The organism is Streptomyces sp. NPDC060028, from assembly GCF_042736725.1.
Taxonomy (GTDB): Bacteria; Actinomycetota; Actinomycetes; order Streptomycetales; family Streptomycetaceae; genus Streptomyces.
Genome location: NZ_JBHWVJ010000048.1, coordinates 1 through 13,779, shown reverse-complemented (window position 1 = coordinate 13,779; position 13,779 = coordinate 1). Strand labels below are relative to the sequence as shown.

The 13,779-nt window shown below is 73.6% G+C and carries 16 protein-coding genes; 8 read left to right on the top strand and 8 right to left on the bottom strand.

All coding sequences use genetic code 11. The annotated features are described in order from the left end of the window. Window position 1: 1 nt before the first annotated feature. Window positions 2-712, top strand: coding sequence for an esterase/lipase family protein (locus tag ACFWBF_RS23130; protein ID WP_385605024.1), 711 nt, complete (start codon window positions 2-4; stop codon window positions 710-712). Here ACFWBF_RS23130 and ACFWBF_RS23125 read toward each other — a convergent pair. Beyond that, window positions 709-1,305: a hypothetical protein gene (locus ACFWBF_RS23125; protein WP_385605021.1), complete on the bottom strand. Its 597-nt coding sequence runs from the start codon at window positions 1,303-1,305 to the stop codon at window positions 709-711. The genes ACFWBF_RS23130 and ACFWBF_RS23125 overlap by 4 nt on opposite strands. 78 nt (window positions 1,306-1,383) lie before the next feature. Here ACFWBF_RS23125 and ACFWBF_RS23120 point away from each other — a divergent pair, with 78 nt between their 5' ends. Then, window positions 1,384-2,136, top strand: coding sequence for a hypothetical protein (locus tag ACFWBF_RS23120; RefSeq protein ID WP_385605018.1), 753 nt, complete (start codon window positions 1,384-1,386; stop codon window positions 2,134-2,136). A 9-nt stretch (window positions 2,137-2,145) separates the two neighbouring features. Here ACFWBF_RS23120 and ACFWBF_RS23115 read toward each other — a convergent pair whose 3' ends face one another. Then, window positions 2,146-2,568, bottom strand: a complete 423-nt coding sequence (locus tag ACFWBF_RS23115; protein ID WP_385231056.1) for a MarR family winged helix-turn-helix transcriptional regulator — start codon at window positions 2,566-2,568, stop codon at window positions 2,146-2,148. Between the two features lie 98 nt (window positions 2,569-2,666). Here ACFWBF_RS23115 and ACFWBF_RS23110 point away from each other — a divergent pair, with 98 nt between their 5' ends. The 3 genes from ACFWBF_RS23110 to ACFWBF_RS23100 all read left to right on the top strand — a co-directional run bounded on the left by ACFWBF_RS23110 (window position 2,667) and on the right by ACFWBF_RS23100 (window position 5,066). Then, window positions 2,667-3,686 (top strand): NADP-dependent oxidoreductase, encoded by a 1,020-nt coding sequence (locus ACFWBF_RS23110; RefSeq protein ID WP_385605014.1) that lies wholly within the window; start codon window positions 2,667-2,669, stop codon window positions 3,684-3,686. A gap of 64 nt (window positions 3,687-3,750) precedes the next feature. Next, window positions 3,751-4,173, top strand: a complete 423-nt coding sequence (locus tag ACFWBF_RS23105; RefSeq protein WP_385605011.1) for an organic hydroperoxide resistance protein — start codon at window positions 3,751-3,753, stop codon at window positions 4,171-4,173. Window positions 4,174-4,250: 77 nt separating this feature from the next. Then, entirely contained in the window at window positions 4,251-5,066 is an 816-nt protein-coding gene (locus tag ACFWBF_RS23100; protein ID WP_385605008.1) for an EI24 domain-containing protein, read from the top strand. A 7-nt stretch (window positions 5,067-5,073) separates the two neighbouring features. Here the strand turns inward: ACFWBF_RS23100 and ACFWBF_RS23095 are convergent, their stop codons facing one another. Then, entirely contained in the window at window positions 5,074-5,916 is an 843-nt protein-coding gene (locus tag ACFWBF_RS23095) for a patatin-like phospholipase family protein (protein WP_385605004.1), read from the bottom strand. A gap of 105 nt (window positions 5,917-6,021) precedes the next feature. On the opposite strand from ACFWBF_RS23095, the gene ACFWBF_RS23090 reads away from it, so the two are divergent. Then, on the top strand, window positions 6,022-6,702 hold the full coding sequence (locus tag ACFWBF_RS23090) for a TetR/AcrR family transcriptional regulator (RefSeq protein WP_385605001.1): 681 nt from the start codon (window positions 6,022-6,024) through the stop codon (window positions 6,700-6,702). Here ACFWBF_RS23090 and ACFWBF_RS23085 read toward each other — a convergent pair. Genes ACFWBF_RS23085 through ACFWBF_RS23070 form a run of 4 tightly spaced genes read right to left on the bottom strand, consistent with a single transcriptional unit; the run spans window position 6,699 to window position 9,422 of the window. Further along, window positions 6,699-7,442, bottom strand: a complete 744-nt coding sequence (locus ACFWBF_RS23085; RefSeq protein WP_385604998.1) for a carbon-nitrogen hydrolase family protein — start codon at window positions 7,440-7,442, stop codon at window positions 6,699-6,701. The genes ACFWBF_RS23090 and ACFWBF_RS23085 overlap by 4 nt on opposite strands. Beyond that, window positions 7,439-7,657, bottom strand: a complete 219-nt coding sequence (locus tag ACFWBF_RS23080) for a hypothetical protein (protein WP_385604996.1) — start codon at window positions 7,655-7,657, stop codon at window positions 7,439-7,441. The genes ACFWBF_RS23085 and ACFWBF_RS23080 overlap by 4 nt, the downstream gene beginning before the upstream one ends. A 4-nt stretch (window positions 7,658-7,661) precedes the next feature. Beyond that, window positions 7,662-8,789, bottom strand: coding sequence for a low temperature requirement protein A (locus ACFWBF_RS23075; protein WP_385604993.1), 1,128 nt, complete (start codon window positions 8,787-8,789; stop codon window positions 7,662-7,664). A 57-nt stretch (window positions 8,790-8,846) separates the two neighbouring features. After that, a complete protein-coding gene (locus tag ACFWBF_RS23070; RefSeq protein ID WP_385604990.1) occupies window positions 8,847-9,422 on the bottom strand; it encodes a TetR/AcrR family transcriptional regulator in 576 nt (191 codons plus the stop codon). Between the two features lie 153 nt (window positions 9,423-9,575). On the opposite strand from ACFWBF_RS23070, the gene ACFWBF_RS23065 reads away from it, so the two are divergent. After that, window positions 9,576-12,014 carry a glycoside hydrolase family 3 protein gene (locus ACFWBF_RS23065; protein ID WP_385604988.1) on the top strand — a complete coding sequence of 813 codons (2,439 nt, stop codon included), beginning with the start codon at window positions 9,576-9,578 and terminating at the stop codon, window positions 12,012-12,014. A gap of 88 nt (window positions 12,015-12,102) precedes the next feature. Here ACFWBF_RS23065 and ACFWBF_RS23060 read toward each other — a convergent pair whose 3' ends face one another. Further along, a complete protein-coding gene (locus ACFWBF_RS23060; protein ID WP_385604985.1) occupies window positions 12,103-12,999 on the bottom strand; it encodes an SGNH/GDSL hydrolase family protein in 897 nt (298 codons plus the stop codon). A 248-nt stretch (window positions 13,000-13,247) separates the two neighbouring features. Between ACFWBF_RS23060 and ACFWBF_RS23055 the strand changes: the two genes are divergently transcribed. Further along, on the top strand, window positions 13,248-13,742 hold the full coding sequence (locus ACFWBF_RS23055) for a DUF3145 domain-containing protein (RefSeq protein WP_385604983.1): 495 nt from the start codon (window positions 13,248-13,250) through the stop codon (window positions 13,740-13,742). Window positions 13,743-13,779 lie beyond the last annotated feature (37 nt).

The following is a 13,779-nucleotide window of genomic DNA, read 5'->3' as shown; positions in this document are numbered from 1 at the left end:
GATGCTGACGGCCCGCCAGCGACTGTTCGCACTCCTGACACTCTGTCTGGCGCTGCTCGCGCCCCTCCCGGCCCACGCCGCCGAACGGGTGACAGCCAAGGCCTCTGACCAGGCGTCATCGCACAATCCGGTGGTCTTCGTGCACGGCTACAACGCCGATCCGGGCGTCTGGGGCGCACTGCGCGAGGACCTGCGGGCCGACGGGTACGGCGACTCCGGGCTCTTCTCGTGGGGATACGACACCCACCAGTCCGTCAACGAGGTCCTGGCCGGGCAGCTCGGCGCGTACGTCGACCAGGTCCGCCGGCAGACCGGCGCCGCCAAGGTGGACGTGGTCGCGCACTCCTTCGGCTCGCTCGTCAGCCGCTGGTACGTGAAGTTCGGCGGCGGCGACCGGACCGTGGCCCACTGGGTCTCGCTGGCCGGGCCCAACCGCGGCACCTCCACGGCGTGGGCCTGCGCCCTGTGGGACCAGGCGTGCCGGGACATGACACCCGGGTCGTACGTCGTGAAGAACCTGAACTCCGGCGACGAGACCCCCGGCGCGGTCGCGTACGCGACCTTCTGGTCGAACTGCGACGAGACCGTCAACCCCGACGACAGCGTCCCGCTGGCCGGGGCGGCCAACACGCCGGTCGGCTGCCTCAAGCACAACGACCTGCTGGACGACGACGCCACCTCGGCGGGCGTCCGCGCCTTCCTGCGCTCCTAAGGGCTGTCCGCGCCCGCGACCGAGACCTCCTGGAGCAGTCCGTACGTGAACTCCGCCACGCACGGCCTGCCCCGCGCGGTGAACGCGAGGCGCCATCGGGTCGGGGCGGTGCCCTCCATCGGGCGCGCCGGGGCGAAGGCCCGCGCCACCTCGTCCACCGTCGCCGACCAGGGCCGCAGGTCCTGCGCCGATTCCAGTACGGGCCCCCGCGCGCCCGGGGCCCGGACCAGCCACTCGTTCCACACCGCCCCGTCGGGCGCGGCCAGCACCTCGAAGCGCAGGTCCGGCCAGAGCGGGACCGGCCACAGCAGGGCCTCGCACTCCAGATCGCCGATCGTGCGACGTTCGGCGGACTCGGGCGGGCCCAGCACCGACCGGTAGCGGGCCAGCGCGCCGCGGGAGCGGGGCGAGCGGGCCATCGCCTGCCAGCGCTTGTTGGCCTCCCGCTGCTCGGCGAGCGTGGCGCCGAGCCGGTGGCGGGCCTCTTCGGCGAGACCGGGCTGGAAATCCGCCATCCGACGCAGCAGCACCAGTTGGAAGGAGGCCGGCCCGAACGGGCCCCGGGTGGTGCCCGGCGTCGGGTTCGCTGTCATGGAGTCAACGATTCCACACAGGATCCTTACGTATCCGGGATACGGATGTTGCCGCGGACCACGTAGCCTGCGGGCCCTATGAACTACTGCCCCGCCTGCCGGAGGCACCTCAACGGCGCACTGGCGTGCGCCGGGTGCGGGACCCCGGCCGAGTACCTGATACCCGCCGCGCCCGTGCCGCCCGTGCCGCCCGTGCCGCCCGTCGCGGTGGCGGGGGAGTCCGTGCCGCAGCCCACGCTGGCCGACGTGTACGCCGACTCGCTCGTCGTGCTGTCCGTGCCGAACGAGCGCAGGGCGGGTGCGCGCCGCCGTGCCACGCACCGCAGGCGCCGCCGGACCGTGCTGACCATGGGGCTCGGGCTGCTGCTCGCGACCGCGGGCACGCTCGCCGTGGCCCGGATGGCCATGGACGGGCAGCGCTCCGACCGGGCGGCCACGGTGGTGCTGACCGACGACGCCGGTCCGAAGGCGCCGGACGCCCTGCCGAGCCAGGAGGGCGCGCCCGCCGCGCCGTCGGCGCTGCCTTCGGGGAAGGCCGCCGGGGCCGCGAAGGCCACCGCCGGAGCCACGAAGTCGGCCGGGCCGGGGGCGAGTGCCGGGAGCAGCCGGGCTCCCGGGCCGGCGACGTCGCCCTCCGCGTCGGGCAAGGCGGGCCCGGGGCAGGGGACTCCCGCGCCGGGGGGAACCGTACGTCCCACGACGTCGGGGCAGCCCGCACCCAGCACCTCCGGCACCGCGCAGCCGCCCGGGACGCCCCCGCAGCCCCCGGCGCCGCAGCCCACGCCGAAGCCGACGAAGTCGTGCGTGTTCTGGATCTTCGGCTGCTCCTGAGCCTCCGGGTCAGCCCAGCATCCGCCTGAGCAGGTCCCGCAGGACCGCCCGCTCGGCCGTGCTGAGCCCGGCCAGCGGTTCGCGCGCGAAGTCCAGCGACTCGCGCAGCCGGTCGGCGGTCCGCAGACCCTCCTCGGTGGGGGCGGCCAGCTTCACCCGGCGGTCGGCCGGGTCCGGGCGGCGCTCGACCAGGCCCCGGCTCTCCAGGCGGTCCACGATGCCGGTGATGTTCGAGGGCTCGCACTTCAGCTTCTGCGCGATCTTGCGCATGGCGGTCGGCTCGTAGGACAGCAGGTTCAGCACGCGCGCCTGGGCGCCGGTGAGCTGGTGGCTGGCGGCCGCGTGCTCGTACTCCTCGTGGTAGCGGGCCACGACGTCGCCGATGAGCTCGACGACCTCGAGGGTCAGGGGGTCTGCGCGACGAGTGGGCATGGATCCAGCGTACCCATTTACTTGACAACATGAAATATGCAGGCGCATGGTTGTTTCACGTACTGAAGCATTCCCCTCCACCACCCCAGGAGCGCCGCATGTCCGAGATCCCCGCCGTCAGCCGCGAGTGGCACCTCGTCCGCCGCCCGCAGGGCTGGCCCGTCGCCGAGGACTTCGCCCTGCGCGAGGTGCCCGTCGCGGCCCCGGCCCCCGGCCGGATCCTGGTGCGCAACCTGCACATGTCCGTGGACCCGTACATGCGCGGCCGGATGAACGACGTGAAGTCCTACGTCCCGCCCTTCCAGCTCGACAAGCCCATGGACGGCGGCGCGGTCGGCGAGGTCGTGGCCTCCGCCGACGAGCGCTTCGCGGTCGGCGACCACGTCCTGCACGGGCTGGGCTGGCGCGAGTACGCGGACGTGGACGCCCGGCACGCCACCAAGGTGGACGGCTCGCTCGCCCCGCTCTCCACCTACCTCGGCGTGCTCGGCATGCCCGGTCTGACCGCCTACGCCGGCCTCTTCGAGGTCGCCTCCTTCAAGGAGGGCGACTCCGTCTTCGTCTCCGGCGCGGCGGGCGCGGTGGGCAGCCTCGTCGGGCAGTTCGCCAAGATCAAGGGCGCCTCCGCGGTGATCGGCTCCGCCGGCTCCGACGAGAAGGTGACGCTGCTCACGGAGAAGTACGGCTTCGACGCCGCCTTCAACTACAAGAACGGCCCCGTCGGCGAGCAGCTGAAGTCCGCCGCCCCCGAGGGCATCGACGTCTACTTCGACAACGTCGGCGGCGACCACCTCGAGGCCGCCATCTCCTCCCTGAAGGTGCACGGCCGCGCCACCCTGTGCGGGGCCATCGCCCAGTACAACGCCACCGAGCCCACCCCGGGCCCGCGCAACCTCGCCCTGGTCATCGGCAAGCGGCTGCGCCTGCAGGGCGTGCTGGTCGGCGACCACACCGGGCTGCAGCAGCAGTTCGTCCAGGATGTGGCCGGCTGGCTGCGCTCCGGCGAGCTGCGCTACGACGAGACGGTCTTCGAGGGCATCGAGAACGCGACCGACGCCTTCCTCGGAATGCTGCGCGGCGAGAACACCGGAAAGATGATCGTTTCTTTCACCGGTTAGGCTCACACCACACCGTTGCGATCGTGGGCGCGAGTCGCGGCGACTACCAGGAGGATCTTCTTACATGTCCATCCAGCAGTCCGATGTCGCGTACACCGCTGTCGCCACCGCCGAGAACGGCCGTGACGGCCGCGTCGCCACCAACGACGGCCAGCTCGACGTGGTCGTGAACCCGCCGAAGGCGCTCGGTGGCAGCGGCGCCGGCACCAACCCGGAGCAGCTGTTCGCCGCCGGCTACAGCGCCTGCTTCCAGGGCGCCCTGGGTGTCGTCGCGAAGAACGTGAACGCCGACATCTCCGGCTCCACCGTGACCGCCGAGGTCGGCATCGGCAAGAACGACGACGGCTTCGGCCTGATCGTCAAGATCTCCGCCGTGATCCCGAACGTGGACGCCGCCACCGCCAAGGACCTCATCGAGAAGGCCCACCAGGTCTGCCCGTACTCCAAGGCCACCCGCGGCAACATCACGGTCGAGCTCGCCGTCTGATCTCGCACCCGCTTCCCGAAGGCCGCACCCGGACACCTGGGTGCGGCCTTCGGCGTTCGCCGTCCTAAGCTGGAACCATGCGTGATCTTGCGGGGGGATTCGGCTATCTGCTGGCCGGCCAGCGATGGGTTTTCAAGCACGGCCGGTGGCTCGGCTTCGGGCTGCTGCCGGGGCTGGTGTCGCTGGTGCTGTACGCCGGCGCGCTGGTCGGGCTCGGCTACGGCGCCGACGACCTGGCCGGCTGGGCCACCCCCTTCGCCGACGGCTGGTCCGCGCCGTGGCTGGGGCTCTTCCGCGGGTTCCTGACCGCCCTGGTCTTCTGCCTCGGACTCTTCCTCGCGGTGATCACCTTCACCGCCGTGACCCTGTTGATCGGCCAGCCGTTCTACGAGTCCCTCTCGGAGCAGGTCGACCGGAGCGAGGGCGGCGAGGTGCCCGGGTCCGGGCTCCCGCTCTGGCGCGAGCTGTGGATCGCGGCCCGGGACAGCCTGCGGATCCTGGGGCGGGTGCTGCTGTACGGGATCCTGCTCTTCGCCCTCGGCTTCGTCCCGGTGATCGGGCAGACCGTGGTCCCGGCGCTCGGGTTCTGCGTCTCCGGGTACTTCCTGACCCAGGAGCTCACCTCCGTCGCGCTCCAGCGGCGCCGGATGGACCTGGCCGGGCAGCTCGCGCTGCTGCGGTCGCGGCGGCTGCTGGTGCTCGGCTTCGGGGTTCCGCTGGTGCTGTCGTTCCTGGTGCCGCTGGTGGCGGTCTTCCTGATGCCGGGCGCGGTGGCCGGGGCGACGCTGATGGCGCGGGACCTGGTGCCGGCGCAGGAGCCGACGGTGGCCGAGGTGCCTGAGGTGCCGACCGGGATCGACGCCGATGCCGGGGCCGGGACCGCAGCGCAGTAGCGGCGGGTCAGCCCTGCCAGACGGCGGCCACGGCCTGCGCGCAGGCGGCCGCCTGGACGCGGCCCGCGCGAGCGGCCCCGGGGCCGCGCGTCTGGTCCAGCATGTTGCGGCCGAAGGCCTTGCGGGCGGCGCGGTCCGGGGACAGTACGGCCACCAGCGACCCCTCCCGCTCCAGTGCGGCGCCCTGCTCGTGGGCGTTCGGGTGCGGTCCGACCGCCTTGGGGATCGGTGTGATCGCGACGACGCGCCGGTGGCCCCGGGCGAGGTGGACATTGGAGGTCGAGCGGGAGCCGCCGTCCATCCAGCGGCCGCCCGCGATCGTTATGGGCGGCCACACCACCGGCACCGCGCAACTCGCCGCGAGCGCCTCGCGCAGGGTGACGCCCGAACCCGCGTCGAAGGCCTTCAGCTCCCCCGTGCGCGCGTCGACCGCCGTCAGGCGCAGGTCGCGCTCGGGCCACCGGGGCACCTCGCCGCCCAGCAGTGCGGCGACCGCGTCGAAGACGGCCGCCTCCGGGACCGTACGGGAGGCCAGCGCGGCCCGTCCGAGCCGCCGCACCGAGCGCTCCGGGTCGCGCGAGCCGAGTGCCGCCCGCAGGAACGCGGCGGTCTGGCGCAGGGTGACCGTGACGTCGACCGTGCGTTCCCCGGCGCAGTTCTCCGCGTAGAGCTCCTCGATCGGGACGCCCGAGGCGATCCGGGTGCCGATGAGCGCTCCCGCGGAGGTCCCGACGATCACGTCGGCGAGGGAGAGGTCGAGTCCGGCCTCGGCCAGTCCGGCCAGCATGCCGACCGCCCAGGCCCCGCCCACGACTCCGCCGCCGCCCAACACCAACGCCGTGTCCGCCATCGCCGCCGCCCCTCGGTCGCCTGAAACGGGGAGTGCTCCCCGGTTTCGCTTCCGACGATAGCATCGGTACCGGGGAATGCTCCCCGGTACCTCCGAGGAGTGGCGATGGCAGTCGGCGAAGAGCGGCCCGAGAAGCGGGCCGTACCGGTACGGCGTGATGCGCGGCGCAACCGTGAACTGCTGGTCGAGGCGGCGCGCGAGGCCTTCGCGGCCCACGGCCTGGACGCCCCGCTCGACGACATCGCCCGCCGGGCCGGGGTCGGCAACGCCACCCTGTACCGGCATTTCCCGAGCCGCGCGGCGCTCGTGGACGAGGTCTTCCGCGGCGCCCTCGCCCACACGGTGGCCGCCGGGGAGCAGGCGCGGGCGGCGGCGGACGCCTGGCAGGGGCTCACCGGGTACCTCGACGTCGTGTTCGCCGGGCTGGCCGCGGACCGGGGCACCAACGACCTGATGACGACGGGAGTGGAGGGCGTGCGCTCCCTGGACGCGGTCCACGCGCACAACCGGGAGACGGCGGAGCTGCTGATCGGGCGCGCGCAGCGGGAAGGGTCGGTGCGGGCCGACATCGTGGTGGAGGACCTGCTCCTCGCGCTCGCCGCGCTCGGCCGCGCCGTGCCGGCCCTGGCGGCCACGGCGCCCGACGGCTGGCGCCGCCCGCTCGCGCTGTTCCTCGACGGGCTGCGGGCGAGCGCTCCGGCGGGCCCGCTGCCCGGCCCGGCCCTGACCGCGGAGGAACTCGGTTGCGTGCTGCGGGATCTGGGCCCGCACCGCGCCAAGTCCTAGGGCCGTGAATCCTTCCGGTCACAGCATGAGGCGACCTCCGCCGTCACGACCGACGGCGTACGGTCGTCCGCCGCGGCCAGCAGGGCTCCGCCCGGGGCCCATACGGCGGCGCCGCCGCAGCCCGTCCACGGTCCGGCCGGGCCGACGTGGTTGGCCAGCGCCACGTACAGGCCGTGGTCCCGCGCGATCCCGGGGTGGACGGTGGCCCGCTCGCGGATCCCCTCGCCGGTCCCGTACAGCGAGGAGGCCAGGTGGACCCGGCAGCCGGCCGCCGCGCCCGCGGCGGGCACGTCCGGGAAGTGGTTGTCGTAGCAGATGCCCAAGGAGAAGCGGATCCCGCCGAGTTCGAAGTGCCCGGGGTGCTCGCCCGCCGCGAAGACGTCCTGCTCGTGGCGGTACAGGTGCTGTTTGGCGTACGTCGTCACGTGCGCGCCGTCGGCGTCGTGGACCAGGGTCGCGAGGACGGGGCGCCGCGCGTCGGCGGAGCGCAGGGCGACATTGACGGCGGTGGCGATCCCGCCGCCGCGGACCCGGTCGAGTCGGGGGTCGTCCGCGTCGGTCAGGCACAGCCCCGGGTCGGCGGCAATGGCCGCCAACTCGTAGCCGGTGAGGGCCAACTCGGGGAACACCACCAGCGCGGCCCCCTGCTCCCGGGCCTGTCGGGCCAGTTCCGCGGCCTGCGCGGCATTGGCGGCCGGGTCGGCGGGAACGCAGGTCATCTGCGCGGCGGCGATCTTCACGCGTCCCAGGATGCCAGCCCGGCCGCGGTCTCCCGCAGCAGGGCGAGGAAGGCCGCCACGGCGGGGGAGGGGGCGAGCCCGCGCGGGGTGGCGGCGTAGACCAGGCGGCGCGGGGCGTCCTCGGGATGCAGGGAGACCAGCGCCAGATCGGGCCGGGCGGCGCAGGCGGCGAGTGCCGTGCCGGGCGCCGCGACGCGGTGAACCTTTCCGGTCACAGCACTAGACCGGCGCCGCGGTGCCCGGCAGTTCGCCGCGGGTGCGGACGAGGCCGAGCTCGGCCAGGTTGAGGGCGGTCACCACCGCGGTCAGCAGGACCAGCGCGCCCAGCGAGGGCAGCAGCGCGGCCAGCGGCAGCAGGGCCAGGGTGACGGCGGCCGCGGCCAGCCGGGTCACCGACCACGAGCGGAACAGGTGCCAGCGCGTGTACCCGAAGGTGGCCAGGAAGAGGGCGCAGCCCCCGTAGAGCAGGGCGGTCACCCCGAGCGGGAGGCGTGCGCCGGGGTGGGCGACGGCCTCGGCCATGCCGACGGCCACCCCGATGACCGAGGCGATCAGGGAGAGGTGGCCGTACGAGAGCACCTGCCGGGCCACGTCGGCCCGTACGGCCGCCGTCTCCAGCCCGTGCCGGACCGCGCTCGCGGCCAGGTGGAAGTACACCCACCACAGACTGCACACCAGGGTGAACGCCGCGGCCACGGCCGCCAGGGAGCCGGCGCCCAACTGCGGGGAGGTGGCCACGGGGGCGCCGACCGCCACGATCGACTCGCCCAGCGCGATCATCACGAACAGGCCGAACCGCTCGGCGAGATGCCCCGAGTCGAAGTTCAGCCGCATCATGTTGCGGCGCGTCAGCCGGGGCGAGGCCAGCTCCACGGCGGCGGCCAGCGCCCACAGCCAGATCCGGGCCCTGCCGTCGAGGATGCCGCCGGCCAGCAGCAACGGGCCGCTGACCAGCACCGACAGCGTCACCGGAGTCGGCCTCAGGTGCCCCCTGCGGCCATGGGCCAGAGCCGCGAGCACCAGGCGGGCGCAGAAGTAGGCGCAGGCGAAGAGCAGTCCGCGGTCCCCGAAGGCCTCGGGCAGCGCCAGGGCCATCAACAGGCCGCACAGCCCGGCCGCGAAGAGGGCGATCCGGTTCAGCGGCCGGTCCGCGTCATGGGTGTTGGCGTGGATGGTGTTGCCCACCCACACCCAGTACACGGGCACGAAGACGATCAGCGCCCGGCCGGTGCCCGCCCATCCGTGGTCGTGGTGCAGCAGCGCCGAGACCTGGGTCACCGCGAACACCAGCACCAGGTCGAAGAACAGCTCCGACCACGTGACCTTCTTCTCCGTCTCCGTCTCCATCTCCCGCTCTCCCCCCGTCGCAATCCCGGGGAAAGGATGCCCGGTCGGCTCCCGGGCCTACGCGCCGGGCCCCCGCAGCAGGGTCAGGAAGGAGCGGAACGCGGCCGGCATGTCCACCGATTCCGGGGCGAGCAGCCACTGGTACTGGAGGCCGTCCATCACCGCCGTCAGCAGCGGGGCCGCCTGTTCGGGGGTGAGGCCCGACGGGAGGCGGTCGCCGAACTCGGCGCGCAGGACCTCCGCCATCTCCCCGCGCACCTGGGCGTACCGCTCGGTGAAGAACTCCCGCGCCGGGTGCCCGTCGGTGACGCTCTCGCCCAGCAGCGCCGAGAAGGTCTGCACGATGCCCGGCCGCATCGCGTTGTAGTCCACCAGCGAGGCGAGCAGGTCCAGGCGCCAGGCGCCGGCCGAGGCGCGCGGGCCGCCGCCGGTGTCCCAGCGGTCGCGCTCCTCCAGGACGGCGACCAGCAGCGCCTCCTTGGTGGGGAAGTAGTGCAGCAGCCCCTGCTGGGTCAGGCCCACGCGCTCGGCGACCGCGCCCAGGGACGCGCCCCGGTAGCCGCGCTCCGCGATCACCTCGACCGCGGCGCGGACGATGTCCTCGCGCCGCTCCTCGCTCCTCGCCCTGACCATCGCGGCCCCCTTCTCCGTCACCACCTGCCAGCAGGACCGTACGACATCCTCTGATCACGAACAGATTACGAACCCTACCGTTCTACAGGGAACAGGTCCACGATGGGGGCAACCGCACACCGCACGCACCGCACTCGATGAGGAGGCACGGCCGTGACCGATGCCGATCAGGTCCGCGAAGACGCCGCAGAGGCGGCACTGGGCAAGCTGGATCTCGACACCAAGGCCCGGCTGCTGGCCGGCCAGGACATGTGGTCCCTGCCCGCCGTCCCCGAGATCGGGCTGAAGTCCCTCGTCATGTCCGACGGCCCCATCGGGGTGCGCGGCGTGCGATGGACCGCCGACGACCCGTCCGTCGCACTGCCCTCCCCGACCGCGCTCGCCGCCGCCTGGGACCCCGCCCTCGCCCGCCGCGCCGGCCGGCTCCTCGCCCAGGAGGCCCGCCGCAAGGGCGTCCACGTCCTCCTCGCGCCCACCGTCAACCTGCACCGCTCCCCGCTCGGCGGCCGTCACTTCGAGTGCTACTCCGAGGACCCGTACCTCACCGGCGCCATCGGCAGCGGATACGTGAACGGCGTCCAGGAGGGCGGGGTCGGCACCACCGTCAAGCACTTCGTCGGCAACGACGCCGAGACCGAGCGCTTCACCGTCGACAGCGTCATCGCCCCGCGCCCGCTGCGCGAGCTGTACCTGGCGCCGTTCGAGGCCATCGTCGCCAATGCCCACCCGTGGGGCATCATGACCGCCTACAACCAGGTCAACGGCACGACGATGACCGAGCACCGGTACCTGGTCAACGAAGTCCTGCGCGGCGAATGGGGCTTCGACGGCTACAACGTCTCCGACTGGATGGCCGCCCGCTCCACCACCGGTGACATCCTCGGCGGCCTCGACGTGGCCATGCCCGGCCCGACCACCGTCTACGGTGCCCCGCTCGCCGAGGCCGTGCGCGCCGGCGAGGTCCCCGAAGCCGCCGTGGACGACGCCGTACGCAACGTCCTGCGCCTCGCCGCCCGCGTCGGCGTCCTGGAGGGCGCCCCCGCCGTCGTCGCCGAGCCCCCGGCCCCGATCGACGGCCAGGCACTGGCCCGCGAGATCGCCGCCCGCGGCTTCGTCCTGGTCAGGAACGAGGGCGCGCTGCCCCTCGACCCCGCCGGCGGCCGCACCGTGGCCCTGTTCGGCGCCGCCGCCCGCGACGCCCGGGTCCTCGGCGGCGGCTCGGCCACCGTCTTCCCCGAGCGCGTCGTCTCCCCGCTCGACGGCCTCACCGCGGCCCTCCCGGACGGCGCGCTGACCTTCGCCGTCGGGGCCGACCCCTCCGAGGAACTCGGCGCCGCCGACAAGGGCTTCGAGCTCCGCGCGATCTGCCGCGACGCCTCCGGCGCCGTCCTCGGCGAGGGCAGCCTCCCGTCCGGCCAGGTCCAGTGGATCGGCGACGACCTGCCCGAGGGCGCGTCGTACGAGACCATGGCGAGCATCGAGGTCACCGGTACGTTCCTGCCGCGCGAGAGCGGCGAGCACGCGTTCGGCACCCGCGGACTCGGCGCCTTCGCCCTCGCCGTCGGCGGCCGGCCCCTGTGGGACGGCGTCCAGGAGATGGGCGACGAGGCCGATCCCTTCGAGGCCTTCTTCGGCGCCCCCAGCGAGCGCGCCCGCATCGCCCTCACCTCGGGGGAGCCGGTCGAGGTCTCGCTGACCTACCAGGTCCCCGACATGAGCGGGCTGCCGCTCAAGGCGATCATGTTCTCCCTGCTCCACCTCGGCCCGCGGCGCGACGCCGACGAGCTCATCGCCGAGGCCGTGGAGGCGGCCCGCGCCGCGGACACCGCCGTCGTGGTCGTCGCCACCACCGAGCGCGTGGAGTCCGAGGGCTTCGACCGGCGCGACCTCACCCTCCCGGGGCGGCAGAACGACCTGGTCCGTGCCGTCGCCGCCGCGAACCCGAACACCGTCGTCGTCGTCAACGCCGGCTCACCGGTGGAACTCCCGTGGCGCGAGGACGTGGCCGCCGTCCTGCTGACCTGGTTCCCCGGGCAGGAGGGCGGGGCCGCACTGGCCGACGTACTCCTCGGCGACGCTGAGCCGGGCGGGCGACTGCCCACCACCTGGCCCGCGGAGTTCGCCGACGCCCCCGTCACCGAGGTGGTCCCGGCCGAGGGGCGCCTGGAGTACCGCGAGGGGCTCTTCATCGGCTACCGGGCGTACGAGGCCCAAGGCGTGACCCCCGCCTACCCCTTCGGGCACGGCTTCGGCTACACCGACTGGGCGTACGAGTCGCTGGAGACCACCGCCACGGCCGCGCGGGTCCGTCTCACCAACACCGGCGCCCGGCCCGGCCGCGAGGTCGTCCAGGTCTACCTGGCTCCGGTCGGGGACCGCGTGGAGCGGCCCGCGAGCTGGCTCGCCGCCTTCGCCGGGGTCGAGGCCCGCCCCGGCGAGAGCGTCGAGGTGGAGATACCGCTGCCCGCCCGGGCCTTCGAGATCTGGGACGAGGCCGCGCGCGGCTGGCAGCGCGTCGGCGGCACCTACGAGGTCCGCGCGAGCCACTCGCACGGTGACACCCGGCTGACCGTGACGCTCGACATCGCCTGACACACCGTATGGCCGGAAATCACCCCTGAAAGCCGGTCCGGGGGCGGGCCCTGACACCCGCCCCCGGACCCTTCCGCCCACGGACGCGTCAACGCGGCGGCTCGGCCGCCGTCACCTGGCGGTGCGCCAGTTCCGCGAGCCGCGCCTGCCCGCCCTTGCCCGGGTGGAACCAGTCCCAGCGACTCAACTGCTCCGCCCCGAAGGGGTACTGGAACACCGCGCCGCCGTCGTAGCGGCACAGTGCGTCCTTCGCACAGACCTCGCGCAGCACCTCGTTGTACTCGACCACCCGCGCCCGCACCTGCTCGCGCCGGGCCGTCGCCCCGGCGGCCGCCGACTGCGGATCGGCGAGCATCGACTGACAGATGCCCAGGCTCCAGATCCTGCGCACCATCGGATCGTCCTTGCCCTGCTCCCACAGCCGCTGGAGGTCCGGCACGCTGGAGACGTACACCTGGGAGGCGGGAGAGGCGGTCCGCAGATCGGCCAGGGCCGTCTCGAAGCCCTTGCGGAAAGCGGCCACCGACGTCATCGAGGAAGCCGCCGGCCGGCAGGCGTCATTCGAGCCCACCATCACCGTGACCAGGTCGGGCTTGTGCGCAGCGGCCGCGGTCAGCTGCCCCGGCAGGTCCGCCATCCGGGAGCCGGTGACCGCGAGGTTCCAACTGCGGGCGGGCACCTCGGCGTCACCCAGCAGCCGGGCCGCGAGCGAGCGGACCTCGGGGTCGTTGCCGGTGGCCCAGGACACCTCCGGGCAGTCGGCCAGCACCGAACAGGCATCGAAACCACGTGTGATGGAGTCGCCCACCGCCGCGATCGAGGCGGGCGCCGTGTTCCACCGCGGCCCGGCCTGCGCCCCGCGGTCACTCCCGGTGCCCGACCCGCCCGACGAACACCCGCCGAGCGCACCGGCGAGCACGACGACCGCCGCGCCCGCACCCGCGAGAGTCCGGCGCGCGCGGCGGCGCGGAGCGGTGGTGCGCATCGGGTGGTCCCTCCTCGTCGCCCCGCATCGTTCGGGGGCGTCCTGCTGAGTGAATGCTCTGCGTTTACGGGCCTTGGAGCGACCGTACGTCACACCATGACCCCTGGCGCACGGTAGCTTTTTCCCGTGGCGTTTCGGCCGCAGGTCCCGCGACGCGATGTCGGATCATTTCCGGTAAATTACATCACGTCACATTCTGTCCGTTTTCTGGAGTTTATTCCCGACCTCGTCCCACACTGGAGGTCCCGGTGACGACACGTGGAGTTCTGTACGTGCATTCCGCACCGCGCGCGCTCTGCCCGCATGTGGAATGGGCTGTTGCGGGCGTGCTCGGGGTGCGGGTGAACCTCGACTGGATCAGGCAGCCCGCCTCCCCGGGCACCTGGAGAGCCGAGTTCTCCTGGCAGGCCGAAGCGGGCACCGCCTCGAAACTCGCCTCGGCGCTCCGCGGCTGGCACCTGCTCCGCTTCGAGGTGACCGCAGAACCCTGCCCGACCGCCGAGGGCGATCGCTACAGCTCCACGCCGGAGCTCGGCATCTTCCACGCCGTCACCGGCATGCACGGCGACATCCTGATCCCGGAGGACCGGCTGCGCGCCGCGCTCGCCCGCGCCGCGCTCGGCGAGACCGACCTGGAGGCGGAGATCGCCAAGCTGCTCGGCAAACCCTGGGACGACGAGCTGGAGCCCTTCCGCCACGCGGGCGAGGGCGCCCCGGTGCGCTGGCTCCACCAGGTCGTCTGAGCGGACCGCACACGTACGAGGGCCCCCGCCCGGCAGC

Coding starts and splice junctions, on each gene's coding strand:
- ACFWBF_RS23130 (WP_385605024.1), top strand. CDS start 2: ATGCTGACGGCCCGCCAGCGACTGTTCGCACTCCTGACACTCTGTCTG.
- ACFWBF_RS23125 (WP_385605021.1), bottom strand. CDS start 1,305: ATGACAGCGAACCCGACGCCGGGCACCACCCGGGGCCCGTTCGGGCCG.
- ACFWBF_RS23120 (WP_385605018.1), top strand. CDS start 1,384: ATGAACTACTGCCCCGCCTGCCGGAGGCACCTCAACGGCGCACTGGCG.
- ACFWBF_RS23115 (WP_385231056.1), bottom strand. CDS start 2,568: ATGCCCACTCGTCGCGCAGACCCCCTGACCCTCGAGGTCGTCGAGCTC.
- ACFWBF_RS23110 (WP_385605014.1), top strand. CDS start 2,667: ATGTCCGAGATCCCCGCCGTCAGCCGCGAGTGGCACCTCGTCCGCCGC.
- ACFWBF_RS23105 (WP_385605011.1), top strand. CDS start 3,751: ATGTCCATCCAGCAGTCCGATGTCGCGTACACCGCTGTCGCCACCGCC.
- ACFWBF_RS23100 (WP_385605008.1), top strand. CDS start 4,251: ATGCGTGATCTTGCGGGGGGATTCGGCTATCTGCTGGCCGGCCAGCGA.
- ACFWBF_RS23095 (WP_385605004.1), bottom strand. CDS start 5,916: ATGGCGGACACGGCGTTGGTGTTGGGCGGCGGCGGAGTCGTGGGCGGG.
- ACFWBF_RS23090 (WP_385605001.1), top strand. CDS start 6,022: ATGGCAGTCGGCGAAGAGCGGCCCGAGAAGCGGGCCGTACCGGTACGG.
- ACFWBF_RS23075 (WP_385604993.1), bottom strand. CDS start 8,789: ATGGAGACGGAGACGGAGAAGAAGGTCACGTGGTCGGAGCTGTTCTTC.
- ACFWBF_RS23070 (WP_385604990.1), bottom strand. CDS start 9,422: ATGGTCAGGGCGAGGAGCGAGGAGCGGCGCGAGGACATCGTCCGCGCC.
- ACFWBF_RS23060 (WP_385604985.1), bottom strand. CDS start 12,999: ATGCGCACCACCGCTCCGCGCCGCCGCGCGCGCCGGACTCTCGCGGGT.